The 23,094-nt window shown below is 48.7% G+C and carries 9 protein-coding genes; 5 read left to right on the top strand and 4 right to left on the bottom strand.

Annotation, left to right across the window (positions count from 1 at the left end; all coding sequences use genetic code 11):
• Positions 1 to 173: 173 nt before the first annotated feature.
• Together MXE39_RS01625 and MXE39_RS01620 are read right to left on the bottom strand one after the other, a co-directional pair.
• A complete protein-coding gene (locus MXE39_RS01625; RefSeq protein WP_246976524.1) occupies positions 174 to 3,473 on the bottom strand; it encodes a PIN domain-containing protein in 3,300 nt (1,099 codons plus the stop codon).
• Positions 3,474 to 3,477: 4 nt separating this feature from the next.
• Entirely contained in the window at positions 3,478 to 9,933 is a 6,456-nt protein-coding gene (locus MXE39_RS01620; protein ID WP_246976521.1) for an AAA domain-containing protein, read from the bottom strand.
• A gap of 2,832 nt (positions 9,934 to 12,765) precedes the next feature.
• Between MXE39_RS01620 and MXE39_RS01615 the strand changes: the two genes are divergently transcribed.
• The 5 genes from MXE39_RS01615 (at position 12,766) to MXE39_RS01595 (ending at position 18,913) form a co-directional block, all read left to right on the top strand.
• Entirely contained in the window at positions 12,766 to 13,008 is a 243-nt protein-coding gene (locus MXE39_RS01615; RefSeq protein ID WP_247073726.1) for a hypothetical protein, read from the top strand.
• 765 nt (positions 13,009 to 13,773) lie between these two features.
• The gene (locus MXE39_RS01610) at positions 13,774 to 13,959 is read left to right on the top strand and encodes a hypothetical protein (protein ID WP_246976518.1); all 186 of its coding nucleotides are present in this window, start codon (positions 13,774 to 13,776) and stop codon (positions 13,957 to 13,959) included.
• Positions 13,960 to 14,181: 222 nt separating this feature from the next.
• A complete protein-coding gene (locus tag MXE39_RS01605; RefSeq protein ID WP_247073724.1) occupies positions 14,182 to 15,318 on the top strand; it encodes a ThiF family adenylyltransferase in 1,137 nt (378 codons plus the stop codon).
• Between the two features lie 81 nt (positions 15,319 to 15,399).
• A complete protein-coding gene (locus MXE39_RS01600) occupies positions 15,400 to 16,452 on the top strand; it encodes a ThiF family adenylyltransferase (protein ID WP_246976512.1) in 1,053 nt (350 codons plus the stop codon).
• 130 nt (positions 16,453 to 16,582) lie between these two features.
• Positions 16,583 to 18,913 (top strand): ATP-binding cassette domain-containing protein, encoded by a 2,331-nt coding sequence (locus MXE39_RS01595; RefSeq protein ID WP_246976510.1) that lies wholly within the window; start codon positions 16,583 to 16,585, stop codon positions 18,911 to 18,913.
• 721 nt (positions 18,914 to 19,634) lie between these two features.
• Here MXE39_RS01595 and MXE39_RS01590 read toward each other — a convergent pair.
• Positions 19,635 to 20,234 (bottom strand): 4Fe-4S single cluster domain-containing protein, encoded by a 600-nt coding sequence (locus tag MXE39_RS01590; RefSeq protein ID WP_281503348.1) that lies wholly within the window; start codon positions 20,232 to 20,234, stop codon positions 19,635 to 19,637.
• Positions 20,235 to 20,632: 398 nt separating this feature from the next.
• Complete coding sequence (locus MXE39_RS01585; protein ID WP_246976504.1) at positions 20,633 to 22,543, bottom strand: AAA family ATPase; 1,911 nt, start codon at positions 22,541 to 22,543, stop codon at positions 20,633 to 20,635.
• Positions 22,544 to 23,094: the final 551 nt, after the last annotated feature.

The following is a 23,094-nucleotide window of genomic DNA, read 5'->3' as shown; positions in this document are numbered from 1 at the left end:
CAGCTGTCATGGCTCATCTGAGGCTGACACCGGCAGCGGCAAACACGGCTGAGAGCCTTACTGTCCATATCTGTTGACTGATATGCAGTCCTGCCTGCCGTGTTTTGACTGTGCTGTGGTGCCAGCATCTTAAGGTCATGCCATGCTGTGCTGATGCTCAGCTGGCATGGCAATTAATAATCTGATGTTTTCAGGCCCAGCTTCTGAGCCTTTAAACCACAGATTCTGTCTTTTGTGTAGAAAACAACATCGTTGAACATATATCTCAGAGCTGCTGCAATAATGAGGTCATCATTGTTTCTGGCAGAGGGATCCGATACCCCGGCCAGCAGCCGCTCCAGAGTCTTATTGCAGTTAACAATATGCATTGCCTCTTTAAGGGAGTTAAGAACAGCAACACTGTGCGCTACCCTGTCCTTGAGCTCCTGAGATTTGTTATTTGAATGCCTGATGGCATCGAGCTCATTGAGAACAGTATCAGGAATGGCAATGATGCGGCTTTGAGCCATATCCGCAAGCCTGTCAGCATTGTTAATCACATAGTTGGTATCCATCACCGCCCATGCCTTATCTGTGTCTACACTCTCAAATACAGAGAAAATCTGCCCGTGCACCCTGTAAATGACCTCAAACAGACTGTCGAGCTCAGGTTCGGCCTTTTCAGGAAGGAGAGCAGACAGCTCCCTGTGGAGATTTTCAGGGCTGATAAGATAAGGCCACAGTTCTTTGCAACTGAGAAGATGCTCAGGACGGTCAAGACTGAACCTGACTGCAAAGTCCATAAGCTCTTTGAGCCCTGTAAACTCCCTGATATCAAAGTCAGGCCTGAAGAGCTCATGCTCAGAAAAAGATGAAAAGCCTGCTGCCTCAAGCTCAGCTCTGAATATGCCTCTGAACACGAGCAGCTGCATCTGAGGCTCAAAAGAGCGGATGCTCAGTGTCATGCGACGATAAGTATTACGGGCCAGGATGTTGACCAGATTCAGATCATCTAATGAACCTGCCGAATGCATCCCGTCAAAGAGACTGTCAGGAGCAGTACTGATATCAATAACTCCTGAACTTACCAGATCCTTAAGACTGTATGGAGTACAGCTTCCTACATGATCATGGATATTGATCTGACCTGTCATACGCTTCATAAAAGTGAGCTCTTCAATGCTGCACTGCTTAAATGCGGGCAGCTTCATGAACTCCACATAAGGCATGCCCCAGACCTCACCACGCTCCATTGCCAGATCATGACTGGCATAATGGCAGTCAATATGACCGGCTCTGATAACCATGGCCTGTCTGCTGGCTGTGTTGAGCACAATTACCTGGCTGTCAGTTGCACTAATCAGTTCTGCCCACTGCTTACAGGCAATCCTGTCCTCACTTTCCATGCATTCATCACGGCTCCATTCCATAAGCTGTGAGTAAAGCTCCTGAGCAGTACGGGTAACAGTACCGTGGTACTGCAGATCTCCAGGAAAGCATCCTCCCGTGTTTGTAAAATCTCTGTGATTTGGCTCCAGCTCATCATCACTGTCATGGTGAGACTCACCTGATCCGCCCCCATAACTGCCTGAGGCATATGCACAGCCAGCTGCGCTGTCCACTGCAGCACCAGATGCTGCAGTGCTCGGCTCCTGTGCAGCAGCTGGCGCGGCTGCGTCAGACAGCACCGTTGCACCAGACTGTGCAGCATCGTCAGCCTCCGGCGCAGTATCCGGTGCCATGGCCTCAGAGCATGAGGTACCATTAGCATTTGCTGACGGGTGAAGGGCTACCACTGTCATGGTCCATGCCTTTAGCCTGTTTCTTCTTGAAAGAAGCTCAATTAAGAACAGGCCGCTCAGATCAATCTTGCCGGGTACCGGCTTCTGATCACTGCCATACTTTACAAAGCGTTCGAGCATGACACTGCTGCAGATAACAATCAGCGGGCTGCTGTTTTTAATAAAGCGCCAGCAGGCCAGATCAGGGACTTCAACGGGACAGCATATTTTCGACATGTCCGGATCAAAGAGATCCAGGGCATGGAAATACTCTTTAACCGTGGCAAGGGAAGGCATCTGACCAGACACAGCGGCACGCCCACCAGATGACGGTACTTCGGTGCCTTCCAGAGGCTCATTTAACAGGCGGACCTCAGGAGCATCAGGGGCAGTGCCGGACACGCCTGAGTCTGGCGCTGCGCTGAGCACAGCTGACTCAGGCACAGCGCTTTCCATCTCTGCACCATCACTGGTGCTGCTTACCTCTGCTCTGTGACCAGTGAGGCTCATACCTGTCTCGTCACTGGAGCTGCCTGCCTTGGCATCAGAGATATCTGAGGCGGCCGGTGAGTCAGGTGCTTGAGGGCAATCATGGGCATCATGGGCATCACGTGCATCACGGGCATCACGGGCATCACGGACATTATGATTGTCATTGGCTGCCTCATCAGTGCTCTTGAGTGCCTCAATGAAGCGCTCACCGCCTGTGCTCATGTAGACATCTTTGCTATACGAAAAAATGTCTTTCTGAGTGGCAATGGACCAGAAAGCACGGCAGACGGCATGCCTGTACATGTAGTCAAGGCGGGAAAAGAGCGGTGCTATCACATACTTCAAAAGCATGGCACTGTCTGCTTTTTCCAGGAAAGAATTGATCATGCTGTCTGATGAGAACAGTGACAGATTACCGTCTGAATCAATCATGATGCTGACCCTGGAGGACAGTATGATTTGCTCATCATCATTTCTGGTACAGGTAATGCCTTTTTCAGTAAGAGAGCAGTCCTCTTTAAACCACCCGGCATTGCCAAGCCAGGCATAAGCCTGTGCCCAGAGCACCTCATCGGTGGCCATAACAGCAGGTGGTACCAGATCGTGGTCAGACCAGAGGGCTTTACTGAGGTTGACTCCTCCATCGGGCAGTACCTCCTGATAATCACTGTTATGCGAGTACTCATAACAGTTAATACTCTCCTTTGAGTTTTGTAACCATGAAATCCTCAGACCATGGGCTCTCGGACTGCCATCGGTATTACCACTGGCAAGGGGCTTGAACTCATTGGCACGTGAGGCACTGATCATGCCGTCCATAACAGGGCATGATAAAAGCGTTTCCTCAGTGACAAGGTTCTTACCGGCCATACGGCCATTGCGATAAAAACGCCTGGCCTCAGATGAAAGATTTACTGAACTTATTTTCAGTGCTCTCAGATCATCAGGCATTCTGCCGTCGACAGTTACCAGTTGACCGTTTTCCAGAAGCTGCTTTAAAACAGCAGTGACAAAGCCCTCATCAAGCTGCAGCTTTCCAGTAAGCTCAAGGAATGTGTACTGACCACAGTCAAGCTCACAGACCATGGAAAGCAGCAATTGCTCAGGGACGGTCATAACTCTTATCTTTGAGTACTCAAATCTGACAGCATAAGAAGCTGCTGCCACAACCAGTTCAAAGCTCAGAAGATTTCTTGCTGATTTCATTTTCTTCTTGCTCATGCTCTTACTCCCTGAAATCCCCGCCATCGCTGCTCTTATCTACAGCCACTCTGGCATTGCCCTGCATGCCGCTTAGTGCCTGCATGCCTTCAGCTCTCTGCACACTGTCTATGGCAGCGTCAGTGCCCCTGTCAGCCGTGTCAGTACGAGCTGCACTGTCTCTGCCTCCGGTGCCCGCTCCTGTGCGGCTTACTGTGCCGTCATGGGCTGGGGAGCTGGTGGCTTCACCTCTCATCAAAGCCCTGTTCTTGCCCTTGTGAATGACCACAGGCTTTTTTGACTTGCCCGGGGATGCACTGCCGTCAACACTGGCAGCCGCGCCTGCGCCGGCTGCTGCGGCAGCGGCAGCAGCAGATGCAGCATGAGCGGCTGCGGCAGCAGTGCGCCTGTGACTCCTCACTGTATTTACATCAGGAAGGGTTTTGACAAATTCGGCTGTTGTGGTAATGCTGCCGTCTTCAGCCGAAAACTCCATGTAATTGAACATGTTCTGGTACACCATGGTGGTGTCATAGCCCTTGCTGTCCATGCGCGGCAGTTTAACCGCACGGTTTTGCAGCATGTTGCGGGCACCAAATACCATGAGCAGATTCTGAGCACGGCTCATGGCCACGTTGATAAACTCAAAGCGGGCAATATTGGCTCTGCCAGGACTGAATCTCTGCTCCATCGGTCCGCCATTGTTCTTGACCAGACTGAGCAGAATCACAGGCTTTTCCTTGCCCTGATAGCGGATTACGGTATTAATATCGACATCAATGGCACTGAACAAGTTGCGCCTGCGTCCGAGCAGGGAGGCAATGGCCTCACGAATGACACGACACTGAGGCTGGTAAAATGACACCACGCCCACCTCAAGACGCCTGTTAGTACCGTAGCCGGCAAGCGCGCACTGACGATCAATATCCACCAGGGTACGGGCAATCAGACGGGCCTCAACCTCATTGACGTTGATATCGCCAGAAATGCGGTATGACTCGCCCTGCTCGTTTAAGGTGGTATCCACCCACAGCACATGATGGTCTTTGCTCATCACAACAGTGCCTGACGGGGTGGCAAAGGAGATACCGTGCTCACGTGGCAGCTGCGGATTACCGCAAACCAGCTGTCCGTCATAAAAACAGTTAATCAGCCGCATAATTCCAGGGTGCATGCGGAACTGAACATTAAGACGCTGCCTTAAGCTGTCTGGACACTGCTCAAAAAGCTCCTTGAACAGACTGGCTGTAACCATCTTTTCGTATTTTATGAGGTTGTCCTGAGTAAGAGCATCATGACCAGGATATTCATCCCCCTCGTCTGAGCTGTCCTTATCAGCCCCATTACGGGCAGCATCAGCCCTGTCAACAAGATCCGAAAAAGTCACACCGTCAGCCTCATTGAACACAGGTGGCAGCTGACGGTGGTCTCCCACCAGCACCGCACGAGGAGCACGCATCAGAGGCAGCAGCAGCTCAAGCGGAGTTGCTTTGGAAACCTCATCGATGATGACCACGTCAAAGCTGTCCATATTGTTGTCATAAAGGGTCCTTTCATTTTCATTACAGGACATGGCCACTACGTTGCAGCTGTCGATATAGCTCCGGCCCACGTATGCCCAGTCATCAGCTGCGCGCCTGTCAGCATTGCGGAAAATCTCGGCGGCCTTTTGGTAAAAAGGCAGCAGCTGCTTATGACTGCTCTCATAATCATCAAGACAGCTCCTGAGCGCAGCAAGCACAGTGTTCTGCTCATCAAGCAGTCTGACCAGATCATCAACATCAGGACGCCACTGCCTGCCCTGACGCATCAGCACCACATGCTGGTCCCCGGCGCGTGCAGCGCCTGCTGCGTCAGCTGTAGCTGGCGCATGTGCAGGCGCAGGCGCAGCGCGCTCTGCCGGCACTGCACTCAGGCAGCGCAGCAGACTGGCAGTAAACTCGGGCACGGTAAGGCTGTCAGCGGCCTCAGTGACAAGCTCCTGTCGCTGATCCTGGCTCTGGTCATGGCCCTGCTGCCCTCCCTGGGAAGCCCAAGCCGTCTGGCTCCTTCCTGGCTTATGGGCATTGCCTGACTCAGATAGGCCCAGTTCAGGCCGTTTCTGGCTGTCGCTTCTGTCCCTGGCAGTGCTCAGGCCTGCAGAAAGCTCAGGCACCTTCAGATAAATGTCCCTGAGTGACTGTTCGTGGGCATACTGAGAGTCAAGCCAGATGTTGATGCTGTCCTGCAGCCTGGCAATCTCAGCTGCAGCAGCGCTGTGCTCCTGCCTTGCCTCATCGGCTTTTTGTCTGACTTGACGGGCTGACTTTTCTACAGATTCCTTAAGCGAGGCCTCATGTCTGCTGACTTGCTCAAGTGATGTGCTTACTGCTGCGCTCAGGACTTCATTCAGGGAGACAAGCTCACGGCACCTGCCGGTAAGCCACTGCCTTATCAGGGCAGCATCACCACTGGCACGCACTTCATTGCAGTCAGGGAACAGTTCAGAGTAATTGCCACATCTGCAGCTGCCCTCACTGCTGTTCTCGCTTCTGATCCTGAGCTCATTGCGACGTGCAGTGAGGCTGCGCAGCTGCTCAAATAGCATGTCAGAAGGATCATCCTCAGCAGCAATCTGCTTTTTGAGCTCAGCAATACGGCTGCTGACTGCAGCCAGCTGCTCCTGCGCATCCCCCTGAAGCCCTGCAGTACTCTGCCCCTCTGAAGCCCTGAGATCCATCATCATGGAAAGCAGCACACAGTTTATCTGGTGCCATGCGCTGAACTGAGATGCAACGCGCCAGACACCGCCCTCCTTTCCATCGGCCAGAGCAGAATCAGCGGCCAAATCTGACCCGGCAGACGCTGCGTCCCCAGCGTACGTAACCGCCATCCCGGCCACAGCTGACTTAACCATACTGTTATCAAAGCCACGCAGGAATTCGGCAAAGCCCTGGTTGATGCAGGCAAAGCCATCCTGTCCTGACCACTTGATATTGCTCAGTATCAGATCAGCTGCGCGGTGTTGCTCCAGAGCTGCAGCCAGTACCGACAGATCACGGCTGCTCCATGCAGCACCGCCCGCTGCGCTGCTGACAGCACTGCTGACAGCGTTGCTGTCGCAGCCGCTGTCTGCAGTACCGGCAGGGCTGACGGCGCTTGCGCTGGCAACGCCGCCTGCTGAGCAGGCTGCATCCGGGCTTACTGCATCCGGGCTCTCTGAGCCATTGGCCATGCTAAGAGCGCCACTTATCGGGCGTGCTGCATCAGGGCTGACAGATCCACTTGCCGGGCGTGCTGCATCCGGGCTCTCTGAGTCACTGGCCTTGCTGAGGGCGACACCTACCGGGCGTGCTGCATCAGGGATGACGGAGCCACTTACCTGGCTTACGGCTGAGCAGATTTGCTGCACTGCCTGTAAAAACTCCCTTTGTGCCTGCAGCTCACTGATTTTGAGTCTGTCAAGCTCATTGCTGCGCAGCCTGAGCTCGCTGAGGCTGAGCTCACGCTGACATTCGATCTTACGGCTCTCAAGCGTGGCCAGTTGCGCTGTGCTGCTTTCAAGCTGTGCAGTAAGTAAGGCAAAATCCCTGGTCCAGCTGTCCAGCTTCTCTACTGCCGATGTCAAAATGTCATAGCGGTCAAGATAAACATTTTGTAAAGCATTAGCAACGCTGTGATAGTGACGACCAAGAGCTGCTGCAGCGGTAAATGACATGCCCTCTGTGGTAATACGATCGGAAAAACGGGCCAGGCGTATGCCTCTGAGCTTTGGGTTGGACTGCAGGCGCGACAGGGCATTATCAAGGGCATCATGAGACTGACTGGCCAGTAAAATACGATTGCCGCGTGCCGCCAGCTGCATACAGGCCTCGGCAATAACAGTAGTCTTGCCCGTGCCTGGCGGTCCCTGTATAAGGCAGATATCAGGGGCACTGATCATCTTGCGTACTGCCTGCTTCTGAGCTTCATTGAGACTGGAGTTATACCATAGGGTAATGTCCTCCATAGTCTCAGGGGTACGGGCTGATGTGATGTCAAAGAGATAGCCTGCCAGATATGGGGCATAGCAGGACTCATTGGAATAAAGATTTCTCAGGGCGGCACGATGACGGTTGATCAGGGTAATATCACCCACCAGCGAAATGGAGATAAAGCCCTGATCAGGCAGTTTGCCAAAGACCTTTTTGAGCCGGCTGTCAGGCTCACCACTGCCGGTACTGCCATCAGCCTCATTACCACTGGCAGCGCCATCGTAAGATCCACCTGACATGCCATTGACCACGGTGGCCCCGCCTGCGGAGCTGGTGCCAGCGGATCTGCTGCCTGCGGTATTCTTGCCACCTGAGTTATCAAAGGCGCCATGCCATTGCACGTCGGCATCTGATCTGCTCATATCCTGATCACTGTCAGGGTCAAAGGCGATGCCAGAGAGCTTATTGGCAAGCTCTTCAGACAGCTCAACTCTAACCAGAGCCAGTACTGCCTCTGACGCATCTTTAGCACTTCTGCTCTTGCCGACAAGTGTGTTAATCAGTGCACGGGCCTGTTCACACTGTCTGTTTGACAGAGAGACAGCGCTGGACTGACTGCCATTCCCGCCCTTACTGCCGGATTTGCTCATGTTACTGCCATCTTTGCCCATGGCACTTCCAGCTTTGTTGATGTTACTGCCCGAAAGTGGCGGGCTGTTTTTCAGGTTGATAACCTCAGGCATTGCTGTGCTTATCTGGCCTATGTTCTCAAAGGCAGGTCTTAACATGGTGTCGCGGCCATAGAGGATGCCATTGCTGAAAAGATTGAGCTCAAAGGACAGATCATCAGAAGATACGTCGTATTTATAGGCAACCATGCTCTGACGTCTCATGGCACTGCACGCTTTATAAAGCGTATCGCGATCCGGTGCTACCACAGCAAAGACCAGACTGCCGCTTTGCTGCTCATAATTCCAGGAAATATAGCGCAGCCCCTGGGCTCTGTATCTTACCAGGTTGTACTTGAAATTAAGGAAGCTGCCCCACTGACTGAAACGCTCTGCATTATTCATCGCAAAAGGGCTGAGACCGGCAACATCTTTGCTGCGAAAGAGGTTCCTTTTGTAACCACTGCCTGTTGACGGTGGATAATCGTGAGATGAAAGCGGGATGAACGTGCTTTGCATCCTGAGCTCATAAGGGGCAGCAGTGGCCTGACCAAAAGTAATGGAGGCGCGTACCGGCTGGAAGTACGGGGTATCGGTTTTACGGGCACGCCTGCCGATAACACACAGTGATACATTTTCCGGAAGCTCAGGAAAATATGGGTGACAAGGGATACGCACACAGTAAAAGTCAGCATGGTTCAGATCATCTCTGATGTTGATATTACTGACATAACAGTTAAGCGTACAGTCAGAAGGAAAGAATCTCGTGAGAAACCTGTAAGTTATCTCAATACTGGCCGACTCGGAGCTCTCGTCCTGATCAAACACCCATGGAAAGCTGCCGGAGTACCTTCTCAAAGCAGAGCGTACTGTTCCTGCAAATTTCACGTTGAAATCAGTCATGCCCATGGATCCAGGCATGCGCCAGTAAATACGTAAACAATCTGCCCTGTTCTGACCGCAATCGGTGCTTACAGCCACAGAGCCACCTGCAACAGCCACAATGGTGCCGCCACTCCTGTACGGCACAAGAGCATTGGGTGACATGCCACCCAAGCCACTGTCCCCGGCATTGCTGCCAGCTGCCTTACCCGACTGTACAGAGCAACCTGCAACAGCCACAATGGTGCCGCCACCCCTGAACGGCACAAGAGCATTGGGCGACATGCCACCTAAGCCACTGTCCCCGGAATTGCTGCCAGCTGCCTTACCAGACTGTGCAGAGCCACCTGCAATAGCCACAATGGTGCCGCCACCCCTGAACGGCACAAGAGCATTGGGCGACATGCCACCCAAGCCACTGTCCCCGGCATTGCTGCCAGCTGCCTTACCCGACTGTGAAGACGACCCAGGCACTGAAGCCGTCCCCGTCACTGCACCAGCGCCCTTGCCAGGTGACTTACCTTTGTCACAATCCCTGAACAGCTTCGCAAGACTTAACCAGCTCAGCTTGCTTACGAGAGTTTCAAAGCCCGGCACAGAATAAAACTGCGCAAGCGGATTTTCACTGGTAAACACTCTCACCTTAAGACTTGCAAAGGCGCTGCTGGCAAGAATATCGCCCGATACTGACTTGCCAGAATGGCAGGCAGATTTACCCTTACCTGCTCCAGCATGCTGCGACAGGCGCTGACCTTCATGCTCTATAAAACTTACAGCAGAGATATGCTCAAGAGATGATACGCCCGGTCTGTCCTTTGCGACAATGGTGGCATACGGCATGAAACAGCCGTTTGTAAGCTTAATGCCTGTAATAAAGAGCGATTTTTTTGCAGGCAGCTTAAATGAAGGATGAAAGACAAAACGGATACAGACAAGCTCCTGAGCGACATTGCTATCTCCTGTTTTTATCTTGCTCACATAGCACAGCGGCAGCTGATCATCACTGGGAAATACCTGCTGTAAAAAGAACCTTGATAACCGATTATTACTTATTTGAGACAGGTTAGAAGTGCAAACAGGAGGTACTGTATTGTCAGGAAGTTCCTTGAGCATTGCTCTAACCGAGCCTGCAAATACTTTAAAAGCTTTGGGGCCTTGAGTATTTACCGGCATTACCCATTGAACAGTACCGCTGTCTGTCGGAGGTACAAGTGGCGACGGCAGAGTTACGCCACTGTGTGAGGCAGTATTTTTGGATAATTTTGTACTCATACGAGTTTAATCCTTTAACTTGCAATCAGTTCTCAGGCTCATATGAAGAAATGACAGTGCATCAGTGCGCATCAGTAAGCTTTGTCCAGGTGCCTGCATAGCAGCACCGGAGAGCATGGGCATGGGCATGCGCCCATGCACGCACATGCTCATGTCCGTCCATGGCGTCAGCCTTGGGCTGCAGGCATGCTGCTACGGGCATGCGGCTGCAGGCTTGCAGCTGTCGGCATGCGGCGGCGGGCTTGCCTGTGCCTGGCCCTGGTGCTGGTATTAATGCATCAGATGCAACGGTATATGAAGATGTACAGAAAGCTCGTGCTTGAAGATAAGGTCAGCATATCCATGGCATGTCATAATGCGGGCTCTGTCACCTGCAGAAGGAGACAGAGCATGCGACATTATGATTTATAAAACATTTTGTTTATAAATATGCACTCATCTTTGCTGACAGACTCAGGGCATTAATCAGACACTGCTAAATGGCGAACTTAAGTTTAAATACCATCTGTAGCGGCCATAGTAACCGTAAGCATGGTTTTAAGTACTCAGACGCTCATTAGCAGGCAATCATGATCAAAAGCTCGCTGATCCTTTCATATCAGTCGTTATCAGTTATTTCCTGGATTTTACAGAAGATTATTTTGCTGTAACTGCAGCTGCTGCAACATATGGCCTTTTGACGTGCGGGCACTGATTTCTGAGGCAAATTTGCTCCTGACAGGGACAAAAAGCATACTCAGCCGTGCTCCGTGGTCATGACAAAGCCATAGCCTGCTGCACAGACTCACAGTCCTGCGGCATAAATACTCTCTAAAACATAAAATATATCATGCAAGCTCAATACTGCTTTTTTCTTCATGACCGGCTGCTGACTGAAAGATGACTGCCGTTTACCAGTCCTGGCGACAGCACTTGATAATGCCAAGGTGTGTCGGGCTTAACATTCTGCACAGCTCTGGCCAAACTTTTACATTACACTGTTGCAGATCCATACTCATGGCCAACTTTGCCAGGAGGATCTTTTATGAACGTGTACTGATGTACTTTGTGCTTCAGGTGTATTGCAGATGCAGGTACCTCTACGGACGAAGTCTCTGTTAACAGTTGCAGTTACTGCTCATATTAAAAGCATAATATGCTGCATTGCAGATTTAATATCTAAAATGTTTTAGAAAGACGGTAAGCAAGGAAAGCTACATTAAAAGACGGGATCAAATGCGACTCTGCAGCTGACTTTATTGTATCAGGACAGAGGTGCTGACCATATCTGTTTATATATCTGTACTGTATATACCGACTGTCATTTGCTCATACTGGAGACAAAATTCCCCTAACCCCAAACAAAAGGGCCTTAAGGAAATCATGATTCCTGCTGAGAATAATGATGGTATGTATATATTGCTGTGTGCAGCTGCCACGACATGGTCATGACATTTCCCGGGGCGCCATGAATAAACATGACGCAACCGGGTATGACATGAAATGTCAGCCATTACGGGATATGACTTATCCCGTCATGACATGACGGGGTATGACCTGTCCTGTCATGACATCATGTATCTGGCATGACAGGGCACAACAAGTCCTGTCATGTGATTCATGTACAGCTGCACACTTGAATTGCATGCCTTTAAGGCACGAGTCCTGATATCCGCAAGCTCAATATGAGTCTTTAACACTGCTGAGCAGTATTGATGTGGAAACGGATAACAGGACGAGTAAGGAAAATGTAAAGCCATCAAGCCTTTGAGACTCTTATGCCTTACATTGAGAAATAAGATATAGCCAGCGCCCAGGAACGACGGGCACCTTATTCAGCCCTGCATTACTTTTACAGCACTGAACGCCGGTCTATCTCATACCGGTATCAGTAGTGCAAAGTCACTCAAAAACTCAGGGACAGAATAAACTTCAGTTCAGACGGTACTGTGGCAGCATATTTCCACTTATGCTGACATAGAGACCGTGCAGAGAAATCTGAAGGCTCAATGCTGTCCTTGCTTACTCTGACAAAAACAGCTCTTACAGATTTACTTAAACAAGTAATAGTCAGCCTCGCAATGATTAAAAATCTGTAGCAGTATTTTCCTAAACAGCTATTGCTGTTCAGGGCAGCTTCGCTGACACTTTCGTGTGAAGCTGAAATCATTATGAGGCGGGTGACTGGCACAGAAGGTCAGATACCTGACCTTAATGCCAGCTATGCCTGCAGCATACAGAACCATGTTGCCCCGTGACAGATGCCCTGAGGCATCAGTCCCTCGCTGCACTTGCGCATATCTGCATGAGTGCAAAGGCACATCAGCAGCGTAGCACAACAAGTGCACGGGCACAGGCACAAACGCCTGACGGTATGAGCACCGCAATGGCACAAACGCCTGACGCATGAGCACCGCAATGGCACAAACGCCCGACGGCATGAGTACCGCAATGGCACAAACGCCCGACGGCATCAGTGCCACCAACGACACAAAAGCCTGACGGCATAAGCGCAAGGTCACCTGCATTACTGCAAAGGTGCATGCGCATATGGCGCTTATGGAACTGTACAGGCAGACGGCCACATGTTATGGGGCCTCTGTCCTGCAGAGCATAATGGTGGATTTCTGGCCAGAATGCCCAGTCCTTACACAGTTAAGGACGGCACTGGTTTCAGGCCAGAAAGGTAAAACTGTTGCAGCATTGCGCTGGCAACAAATGACTGATAAATCACGCTTTTTTCAGTCATTTCCGATTTTTATCACATTTGGGCAAAAGAAAGCAAACCAGAATGACAGATAAATTGTCCTATTGTGAGCCAGATCAAATAAACTGATCTATGCCCTCCTTTACCTGGCATGTCATGCAATAATTTGATGAAAAAGTGAAACTCTAACAGACAAACGTTTAACATGAAGCATAGATGATACTGCCTGCTCTTGCTTCTGATATCAAATGAACAAGTAATGACTGATGCATTTGCAACTGACAAGAAAGATATGATGTCAGACGAGGGAAGGGACGGTCAGATCAGGTGAGGTGAAAAGAAAAGACAGCTCTGGAGTGCTGCTGACAATGAACCTGCAAGGCTCCGCATATTATTATGGACCCTTGCAGCTCACATACACTGAAGATACTAACCAAAACTGGTAGCGAAGCATTAAAATAATACTGGTAACTTTGTTTTATTCCGAGTATGAAATTTAAAACAAATGTACCTGAATGCTGACATAATGTATCCATAAACAACAGTTGGTAAATATATGCATATGTATGTATGTATGTTTTACCGGTAACTGTTCAACAATATGTAAGCCATGGATGCCTTTATTCTTAGACTGCAGGGAAATTATGAACAGCAAATTTATCTTGTTTTACTTTTAGATATGTAAATGTAACAGTAACACTTAATGATAGATAATGCTTTTATTAATACCTCTTTGTACGGAATGAGAATGAATGTAAGGCTTGCAAATATGAAGATAATGAGCACTTTCCATAAGTACTTATTTATCTAATCTTTCAAGTAATGACGTCATACTGAACAGTACGATATCAGGAGTAATAATGAATAAGATTGTATTTGAAGAAGTTAATGAGCAAGAAGTTTTTGCAGAATACACCGAGGGATGCTCTGGCGAGCGCTCTGCCTGCTGTACCCGAGTATGTACCCGTGATATGAACTCTATGGAAGACTCTGAGGAGAAGTGGGGTCAGTTCCTTAGTGTTGAAGGCGGTGTTATTCAGTACTAACCAGTCACTAAAGCATTTCAGCTTTTAATGAACCTGGTATTTATCAGATTACAGGCAATATTATTATAAAGTAATAATGATAAAACTTGGCTGTATATCTCATATAAGCTTAGTTACCTGCAATTACAATGCAGTATCTTTAACAACAATCAACAAAGATGCTGCATTTTATTTATACTCCTGCTGCAGGTCAAAACAAAGCATAAGTTTTGAATATGAAACATGAGTTCAATATTCATGGAAGATATAAAAGATTGTTCGATTATTAAAATTAAGGATTCTGTAGATCTGTTTCTTAATGATGATCATTATCTGATGGTCTATTACATGAATACCAGACAGAGGAAGTCTTTCAGAATCAATGATTCCATGGTTAATCTTCTGCAGACTATTGATGGCAAAAAGTCTGTAAAAGAGATTGTTGATATTATGCTTAATGAGCATGAGGTAGAAGAGGAACAGACCAGATCAGTCATTGAAATGCTCTACAGCCATAAAATATTGACCCCGGTTATGACAGAGCAATCTTTTCTAACTGCTGAGGAAGTTGACAGGTACACAAGGCAGATAAATTACTTTTCTGAGTTTTCAGGAAGCGAAATTGACGGCTTAAAAGCACAGAAAAAACTTTTTGACTCGCATATTGCAGTCTTTGGTTGTGGAGCTGTTGGCGGAAACATAGCTGTCCAGCTTGCAATGGCTGGCGTTGGCTCATTCACTCTTTATGACGATGATTTTGTTGAAGTCAGCGATGCTGCACGCCACATTTACTATGATGAAAACAGCATTGGAGAGAAGAAAGTTAACGCGCTTAAGCGTGAGCTGTTATCAATAAACAGCAAGATTAATGTTGAAACTGTTGATAATTACATGCACCCGGATTCCGACGTAAACAGCATTATTACAGACAGCGATTTCATCATTAATACTCTTGATGAACCCTACATTGGCTATACCTCTGCCAAAATTTCCAGGCTGTGCGTAAAGCACAATAAACCTCATTATATAGCCGGAGGCTTTGATGCTCATCTGGCAAGTACAGGCGAGCTGATTATTCCTTATATCACTCCCTGCGTTGAATGCTATGCATCTCACTTCAAAGTTGCTCTTAAAGACTGGAAGCCTAAAAAGCACCCCGTAATTGACAGATTCCGGGACATTGGCGGCCTTGCGTCAATGAGTCTTTTTTCATCTTCATTTGCCAGCATAGAAATTGTTAAGTACCTGACAGGCATCACTGATATTAATCAGTCGTTCAAAATACGTGGAGAGTTTCTTTTCCATGATATGTCCCTTAAGTACCTTAACTTAAGAAAGGATCCCGACTGCAAAGTATGTGGCAAAGGCGCTCCAGAATAACTCCAGTTTCTGCTAATCGAGGTTTAATAATTGAATCCTAAACTTAGCCCTACTGTTTCGGTCATCAGAAACAGCAGCAGTATGCTTGAATTTTTTCTCAGCGGGATTCGTCAACAGGTCCACATTAAAGTTGAGAACGATCTGATTGAAAGAATTGTATGCTCTTTAGATGGCACCAGAACTGTAGAGCAACTGTGCTCTGAGTATGAGACCAGTGCTGAGGACATGAATAACTTATTAAACTTTCTGAGGTCAAAGGGTGTCCTTGATAACTCTCTGCCTCACGAAGACTTCTATGAGTATGAGAGGTTTCGCCGGGTTATTCACTTTTTAGCCGAGTACTCCAGCAGTCATGAGCACCTGCTGTCCATGTGGAAAAATATTAACAGCAGTACAGTCCTTGTAATCGGACTGGGAGCCGTGGGAACATGGACCGCCTGTAACCTGGCACAGTCAGGTGTCTGCAACATTATTCTGATGGACGACGATGTCGTTGATATTACAAACCTGCACCGTCAATTTGGCTTTACTCAGGCAGATACGGGGCGTTTTAAAACAGACGTCATCGCAGAGCGTCTTCTTAAGTACAACCCTGATATTAATGTTACATCCAGTAAAACACAGCTGCAGGAAGGCAGCCTGGAAATTTTCAATGATGTAAACATTGATCTGATTATCAACTGTGCCGATCAGCCTACAGTTGACATGACATCATTGTTAACTGGTCAGTACGCTATGAGCCGTGCTATTCCCCACATAATTGGAGGGGGATATAACCTTCATCTTTCTCTTATTGGTCAAACAGTCATTCCCGGCAAATCAGCCTGTGTCAAATGCTTTGAAAAAACCCTGGATGAGCTCAATAAGATTGATCCTGATAAGGTCAAGAAGCTGATGGTGAAGAACAGAAAAATAGGAAGCTTTGGGCCAATGTGCTCACTGATTGCCAGCATGATTAGCATGGAAGCTATTAAAGTTCTGTCACGTGAGATCCAGCCATCTAATGTCAACAGACGAGGTGAGTTTGATATTTACACAATGGATATCACTTACAAAGAGTTTCCAAGAAGAGATGACTGTGAGTGGTGCTCAAAGCAAGGACTTTACTATCAGAACTTCACTGAGAAGAAGTAATTTAAAACCTTGCTCCCTCACCCCGATTTGTCCGATGTTAAACTATATCCATTTGTTATGTTATTAGAATTAAAACTGTAGCTATATTTTAAATCTATGTATACATAACTCTCTATATGGTCTTTATATTATGGATAATACAGTTGTTATCAAAGACGCCTATGAGAACAACCTTAAGCACATTGACTTATCTATTGATCTCGAAGCGTTTACATGTGTGACTGGCTGCTCAGGCTGCGGCAAGTCATCGCTTATATTCGATACTGTCTATGCTGAAAGTCAGCGAAATATGCTTGAAGGCATGGGAGGTGCTTTACAGGGGCAAAGATTAATGAACAAACCAAAAGTCGGTCAGATCATTAATCTTAAGCCTGCTATCAGCATTTCACAGCAGTCTTACAACGTTAACCCGCGATCAACTGTTGGTACATCTACTGACATTTCCGACCATTTAAGAGTTCTATTTGCATTAGTTAACAGTGATGACAAACACGAAGTCCCTACCAGCCTTTTCTCTCCCAACATTCAAAGCTCATGCTGCAAACACTGCTCCGGCCTTGGTATAGAAAAGGAAATAAGCATTGATGCCATAATTCCTGACAGGGAAAAGACCCTGGAGGATGGAGCGATACTCCCTTTCAAGGGCAGTCAGTATTCTAAGGAACGCGCCGTCTTAATGGGCCTGTGCTCTCATTATGGTATTGATCCTGGCAAAAAGGTATCAAAGCTGACCAAAAAAGAGCTGAATGTTCTTCTCTACGCTGATGATGGCGTTTCCAGACAGATCAGGTATAAGGTTAACCAGCGCTGGCGCAGCCATAACACCAAACTGAAAGGAGCTGCTGTAAGCATTCTTAATTACTTACAGGATCCGTCCTCATTGGAGGAGTCAAAGCAGTTCAGCAAGTATCTTGTAGAGCAGACATGTCATGTGTGCAACGGCTCAAGGCTTAAGGAGAGTACCTTAAAATATACTGTTGCCGGCCTTAATTATGCCGACGCAGAGTCGATGGAGCTGGTTGACCTCTATGACAGGCTATCCAAATACAAGCTCAATGATGTATGCAAGTCCAAGAAAGATCTGGTCAAAAGTGTTATCAGTACCCTGTTAATCAAGATCCACTCGCTTATTGAGCTCAATCTGGGCTATCTGACCCTGTCACGATCTGTCCCATCCCTGTCTGACGGTGAAAAGCAGCGAGTCAGAGTTGCATCTCAGTTCACCTGTTCTCTTAACGGACTGATTTATATCCTTGATGAGCCTTGTAAGGGTCTTCATTACCGGGATGTAGGTCTGCTCGTTTCAGCAACCAGGAAGCTGGTAGATATCGGCAACACTGTCATTGCTATTGAGCACAATGATCGCTACATAGCAGCTGCCGATCGTGTTATTGAACTGGGCCCTGAAGGTGGTCCTAAAGGCGGATATCTTATTTCTGCCAGTCAGCCAGCCAAGGTCAAAAATCATATTTTTGACTTCAAGGCAGAGGAAGAGTTTAAAAAGTTTATAGCTCTTAAGGGCATCAACTACCGCAATATCAAGGCACAGGACGTACAGATTCCGGTGGGCGCTATAACCTGTATCACTGGTGTCTCAGGGTCTGGAAAGTCAACACTGGCCCATGTAGTCAATGAGTGCATAAAAAGAAAATCACCTTATTGCTGCTCTTCTTTTACCTGCAATAATTCGATTACCAATGTTATCGATGTTAATCCTTCACCTATAGGAAAAACCCCTCGTTCATCTGTTATCTCATATCTTGGCATATATGAAAGCATAAGAGATCTTTTTGCCAGCACAAGTGATGCAAAATCACAGGGCCTTACCTCCAGCAGCTTCAGTATGAATGTTGAAGGAGAGCGATGCTCTTGCTGTCAGGGTACTGGTCTGAAGAAATATGAGATGGCCTATCTTCCAGAGTGCTATGTTCAATGCCCAGAGTGCGGTGGTAAGCGCTTTTCTGACAAGGTGCTTTCCGTAAAGTACAATGGTCTATCTATTTATGATGTATTAGAGACCCCTGTAGCTGAGATCATGGACTTTTTCAAAGATCAGTCCCTTATTTACTCCAAGCTCAACTGTATGCAAGAGCTTGGCATCAGCTACTTAAAGCTCGGACAAATGTCTATGCACCTTTCTGGCGGTGAGGCTCAAAGAATCAAGTTAGCAGACGCTTTAGGCAAGCAGTCTCGCAAAAAAACCTTATTTATTCTTGATGAGCCGGCATCAGGATTAAGCCGCTATGACATTGATAAACTTGTTTCAGTTCTGAAAATGCTGCAAAACCAGGGGCACACCATTTTAATGATCGAGCATAATCCTGACTTCATCGCAAGAATATCAGACTATGTAATTGATTTTGGTATGAAGAGTGGCTCTTACGGCGGTAAAGTGGTAAGCCAGGGTCCTGCTGCCAGAGTGTTTAAAGATTCGCATTCTTCGTTTTACGGCATCTTTTAACCCATCCGCTCCTGACTTTTCAAACAATTACGCAAACTGCGAACAAGTAAAGTTACGGCAGTTATCACTCCTGCTGAACAGCTCAAATCCCATTATGATGGCCGGCTCAGTCGCAGTCGGGACCAGACGTTGAGTTTCGCCCTCATGTCACACAGCCAGCCTGCAGGACGGTGGCTGCTCCCATAGCAGTAGCCCCTGCCTGCCACGCAGAATGACCGTCTGCGCTGGCTCCTGCCTGCCATGCGATAGAGCTGCTTCGCCGGCTCCTGCCTGCCATGCGATAGAGCTGCTTCGCCGGCCCCTGCCTGCCATGCGATAGAGCTGCTTCGCCGGCCCCTGCCTGCCATGCGATAGAGCTGCTTCGCCAGCACCTGCCTGCCATGCGATAGAGCTGCTTCACCTGCCACTGCCTGCTAAGCGTTAGTGCTGCTTCGCCGGCCCCTGCCTGCTATGCGATAGAGCGGCTTCGCCGGCCCCTGCCTGCTATGCGATAGTGCTGCTTCGCTGGCTCCTGCCTGCCATGCGATAGAGCTGCTTCGCCCGCCCCTGCCTGCTATGCGATAGTGCTGCTTCGCTGGCTCCTGCCTGCCATGCGATAGAGCTGCTTCGCCGGCCCCTGCCTGCCATGCAATGGACATGCTGCACATGGTTTAAAACCTGCCGCCTTTAAGACCAGTTCAGCTGCCGGATCTGGAGCTGATGCTTGCAGCTTCCGCACATCCTATTCCGGCCTGGTTTCAATAGAGATATCTGCCGGGAAACCATTGATGGTTATGCTGCCGTCCAGCCCTATACGCCACTCGCAGGTTGCTACTCCCTTCCTGGTCTCTATCTCCTGGCTGTAAAAGTCAGTCAGGTAGATGAAGCGTTGATTGGTTGAGCCCGCCCAGTTGCGAACGGTCTCAGGCCTGCTGTTGACATAGGGGCCGTCAACCAGCACGTCAATCTGATCAAGCAGCTGAGCTACGCCGTCAAAATCGCATTTTTCTTTGAGCCAGCTGTACTCATAACCGGTAAAGCACATCACAGACATCCCAAGTTCCCGAGTCTGACGGGCCAACTGGGCAAGGCCCGGAGCCTGCAAAAACGGCTCACCTCCCAGCAGGGTTATACCCTCTATTTCGTACCTTTCATGCGCCTGCCTGATGCGGGCCATAATCTCATCAGTAGAGACAATCATTTCAGGCCTGATGGGCTGCATTTCCTTATTGCAGCACTCAGGACATCTGAGCATGCAGCCCTGAGTCCAGAGTGCAAATCGCTTTCCCGGCCCCTCAGCTTCAGTACACTCTATAAAACATGAAAGATTAATAAATGCCATTACCTGTTCTCCAAAAATAAACGCTGTAAAGCCAGGTTCATCTCACTCTTTCTCTCATCACCACCTCCACTCCTGTGCTGTACTGCTGGAGTCACTCCGTGTTGCGCAGTCATATGTACGACAGCAGCAGGATATAAGCATCAGTCACAGCCTTCAGGATGATGATGCAGCAAGACCCAAACCCCACGCACACTCATAAAGCCCACGCACATGCATAAAGTCCATGCAGATGCAAAACAACTGCATGGACTGATGAAATTTGTGCTCATAAGTGCAGCAAAAGGCTGCAGCTCTTGCTGGCGTACATGCAGGCTATGGTTGGTTGCAGCACCTGACGGGCGCCCATGGCTGCAGTCAGGTGGCCTGCATTGGTGTGGGATGATGATGGAGTAAAAATCCTATCGGATCTCGAAGATAAACTCGTTTTTCAGACGAATCATGTTGATGGTCCGGCCGCGCAGCTGCTCTGGGCTGGCACTGCACTCAAATAGGAATTCACTGAGCGGGTCGAAGAGATATCTGATCATGGCATTGAGCACACCACGGCCTCCGCTGCGCAGATCAACCATGGAGACAATGCCGTCCAGGGCTGCGTTTTCATCCTCAAACTCAATGCTGTTAACGCCCCATTTTTCCTTGAGACGGTTCTTGAGCGGCACCAGCTTGGCACGTGCAATCTGTCTTAACACTTCCCTGTCAGTCATAAAGTTGAAAGGAATGATGTTGGCCTCCCCAATACGGCCCAGCAGCTCAGGACGCTGCAGCTGATTGGTGAAGTGATCCTGAACGGCATCACGGAACTGAGAGGCTACAGCCTCCTCATCCCCCTGCTCTACTGAGGATGCGCCGATGTTTGAGGTAAAGACAATGAATGTATCTGCAAAGGACACTGTCTCACCCTTACCATCTGACAGACGGCCATCTTCAAGAATCTGCAGGAACTTGTCCAGAATGCGCGGATGGGCTTTTTCAATTTCATCAAAGAGCAGCAGTGAGAAAGGACGTGCCTTGACAGCATTGGTAAGCTGACCGCCCTCCTCATAACCTACATAGCCAGGAGGGGCACCAACAAGTCGCTGGTCAGCATGCTCGTGGTTGAACTCGGACATGTCAAAGCGTATGCAGGCATCCTCATCGCCAAAGAGGAACTGAGCCAGTGATTTGGCAAGCTCGGTCTTACCCACACCAGTAGGTCCTACAAAGAACAGGGCTCCTTTTGGAGTACGGGCCTTTGAAGAATGCTGCAGTCCAGACAGACCGGTATAGGCGCGGATAAGAACCTTGTAAACAGAGTCAATGGCCCTGTCCTGACCCTTTACACGGCGGCGCAGCTCATCTTTTGCCGTAGTAAGTCTGCCGTAATTGAGCTGCTCCCATGGAGACTCTCTGGTTCCATAACGATACAGAGATACCAGGGAAGTTACATCTGCAGGCGGATCCTGCTGGCCCGACAGCCTTACCAGATTGTCGATATCACGCAGAGTCAGGCCGTCAGTCATGGTTGCAAGGTCTGAAAATGACTTGCCTGATCTTGAAAGCGGCTCATCAAGATGGAACATGGAGGAGCGGGCTGTCAGGGCGGCCTCTCTTTCCCTAATAGACGGCAGGGAAATGGTAATGCCGGCAAAGAGTGGATTGTTGACAAAAACAACAGGCGGGATACCGGCACTGCCTGAACACAGGAAGATTACAATGCTGCGCACTCCCCTGCTGTCCACATCACTGGATGCTGAAGGACTGTCTCGCAGGGCATCAGAGATCTGAGACAGCCAGCCGCGCTCCACCTCGGTCAGCGCATTGACCTGACCGAAAAGCAGATTGGTCCAGTCAACGATAAAGGCTATGCCGCTTGAGTCATCTTTGTCGGTAAGTACAGTCTTAACCGTGGCAAAGAATGATGCCGGATCAAGAGGGGCAGCCCCTGCAGCACCGCCGCTCCATCCTGATGAAGCTGACCTGCCCTGACCTGCAGTTCCCACACCATTACCTGCGGACATGGCATCAGCTTGATCATCATCGTCATCACTGCCCATGTCATAAGCATTGCCGGTATCAAAGGTAAAGTTTCTGGTTGTTATCCTCAGGAAGTCCTGGAGGGGCATACCTTTGATTCCATTGACACGGGAGTAAAAGACTACATGCTTAAATCCCAGAGCACGCAGACTGTCCTCAATAACCTCAGTTACCGGCATAATCCTGGACATGCGATTAAAAGCCAGGTCAATAACATTGCCATTTATCTGTATGGCGCGCCTGATCATGCACTGGCGCTCAAAATTCTCCAGCCATGAGTTAATGTATTTGCTCATCTGTACTTATCCTGTCTATCCGATTAATCCCAATCCATAAGTGCTGCTCTGCAGGCACAGCCTTCCATGCACCAGCTCATACATACTCTACAAATTGTTCAGGTTATTATCACTGTTCTGAAGACGAAAAATTCCACAGTACATCTCATATATTCTTTACAAAGTATGCAGGTTATCAGTAACTGACCCGAATACTAAGCATGTCATGATACGTTTATGCATATACTTTATAAAATATACAGGTTAATACATATACTGCAGAACATGCATGCACCCGTGGTCAGGTTCAGGCATGTTCATGACGCCCAGTCATGTAATTGCCGTTACAGGCCGCCGCGCTGGCCTGCATCCTTGTTCTGGATGTATGGTGACATTGCTCAGATGCATTTACTTTGCTGGTGTGGCAGAACATGCAGCCCCCTATGTCATGGATAAAGCACAGTAATGCATGACTGTGCTGTTGTCGATCGCTGTGGAGCAGCATAACTGAAAATGTTGCTGAAATGCCTGAATGGCCTTAATTGCCTGGCAGTGATTTCAAAGCCATATTC

Source organism: Anaerobiospirillum sp. NML120511 (genome assembly GCF_023050955.1).
Taxonomy (GTDB): domain Bacteria; phylum Pseudomonadota; class Gammaproteobacteria; order Enterobacterales; family Succinivibrionaceae; genus Anaerobiospirillum.
The sequence above is the reverse complement of the archived record's forward strand: the minus strand, read 5'-3'. Positions and strand labels throughout refer to the sequence as shown.

Coding starts and splice junctions, on each gene's coding strand:
- MXE39_RS01625 (WP_246976524.1), bottom strand. CDS start 3,473: ATGAGCAAGAAGAAAATGAAATCAGCAAGAAATCTTCTGAGCTTTGAA.
- MXE39_RS01615 (WP_247073726.1), top strand. CDS start 12,766: ATGGAACTGTACAGGCAGACGGCCACATGTTATGGGGCCTCTGTCCTG.
- MXE39_RS01610 (WP_246976518.1), top strand. CDS start 13,774: ATGAATAAGATTGTATTTGAAGAAGTTAATGAGCAAGAAGTTTTTGCA.
- MXE39_RS01605 (WP_247073724.1), top strand. CDS start 14,182: ATGAGTTCAATATTCATGGAAGATATAAAAGATTGTTCGATTATTAAA.
- MXE39_RS01600 (WP_246976512.1), top strand. CDS start 15,400: ATGCTTGAATTTTTTCTCAGCGGGATTCGTCAACAGGTCCACATTAAA.
- MXE39_RS01595 (WP_246976510.1), top strand. CDS start 16,583: ATGGATAATACAGTTGTTATCAAAGACGCCTATGAGAACAACCTTAAG.
- MXE39_RS01590 (WP_281503348.1), bottom strand. CDS start 20,234: ATGGCATTTATTAATCTTTCATGTTTTATAGAGTGTACTGAAGCTGAG.
- MXE39_RS01585 (WP_246976504.1), bottom strand. CDS start 22,543: ATGAGCAAATACATTAACTCATGGCTGGAGAATTTTGAGCGCCAGTGC.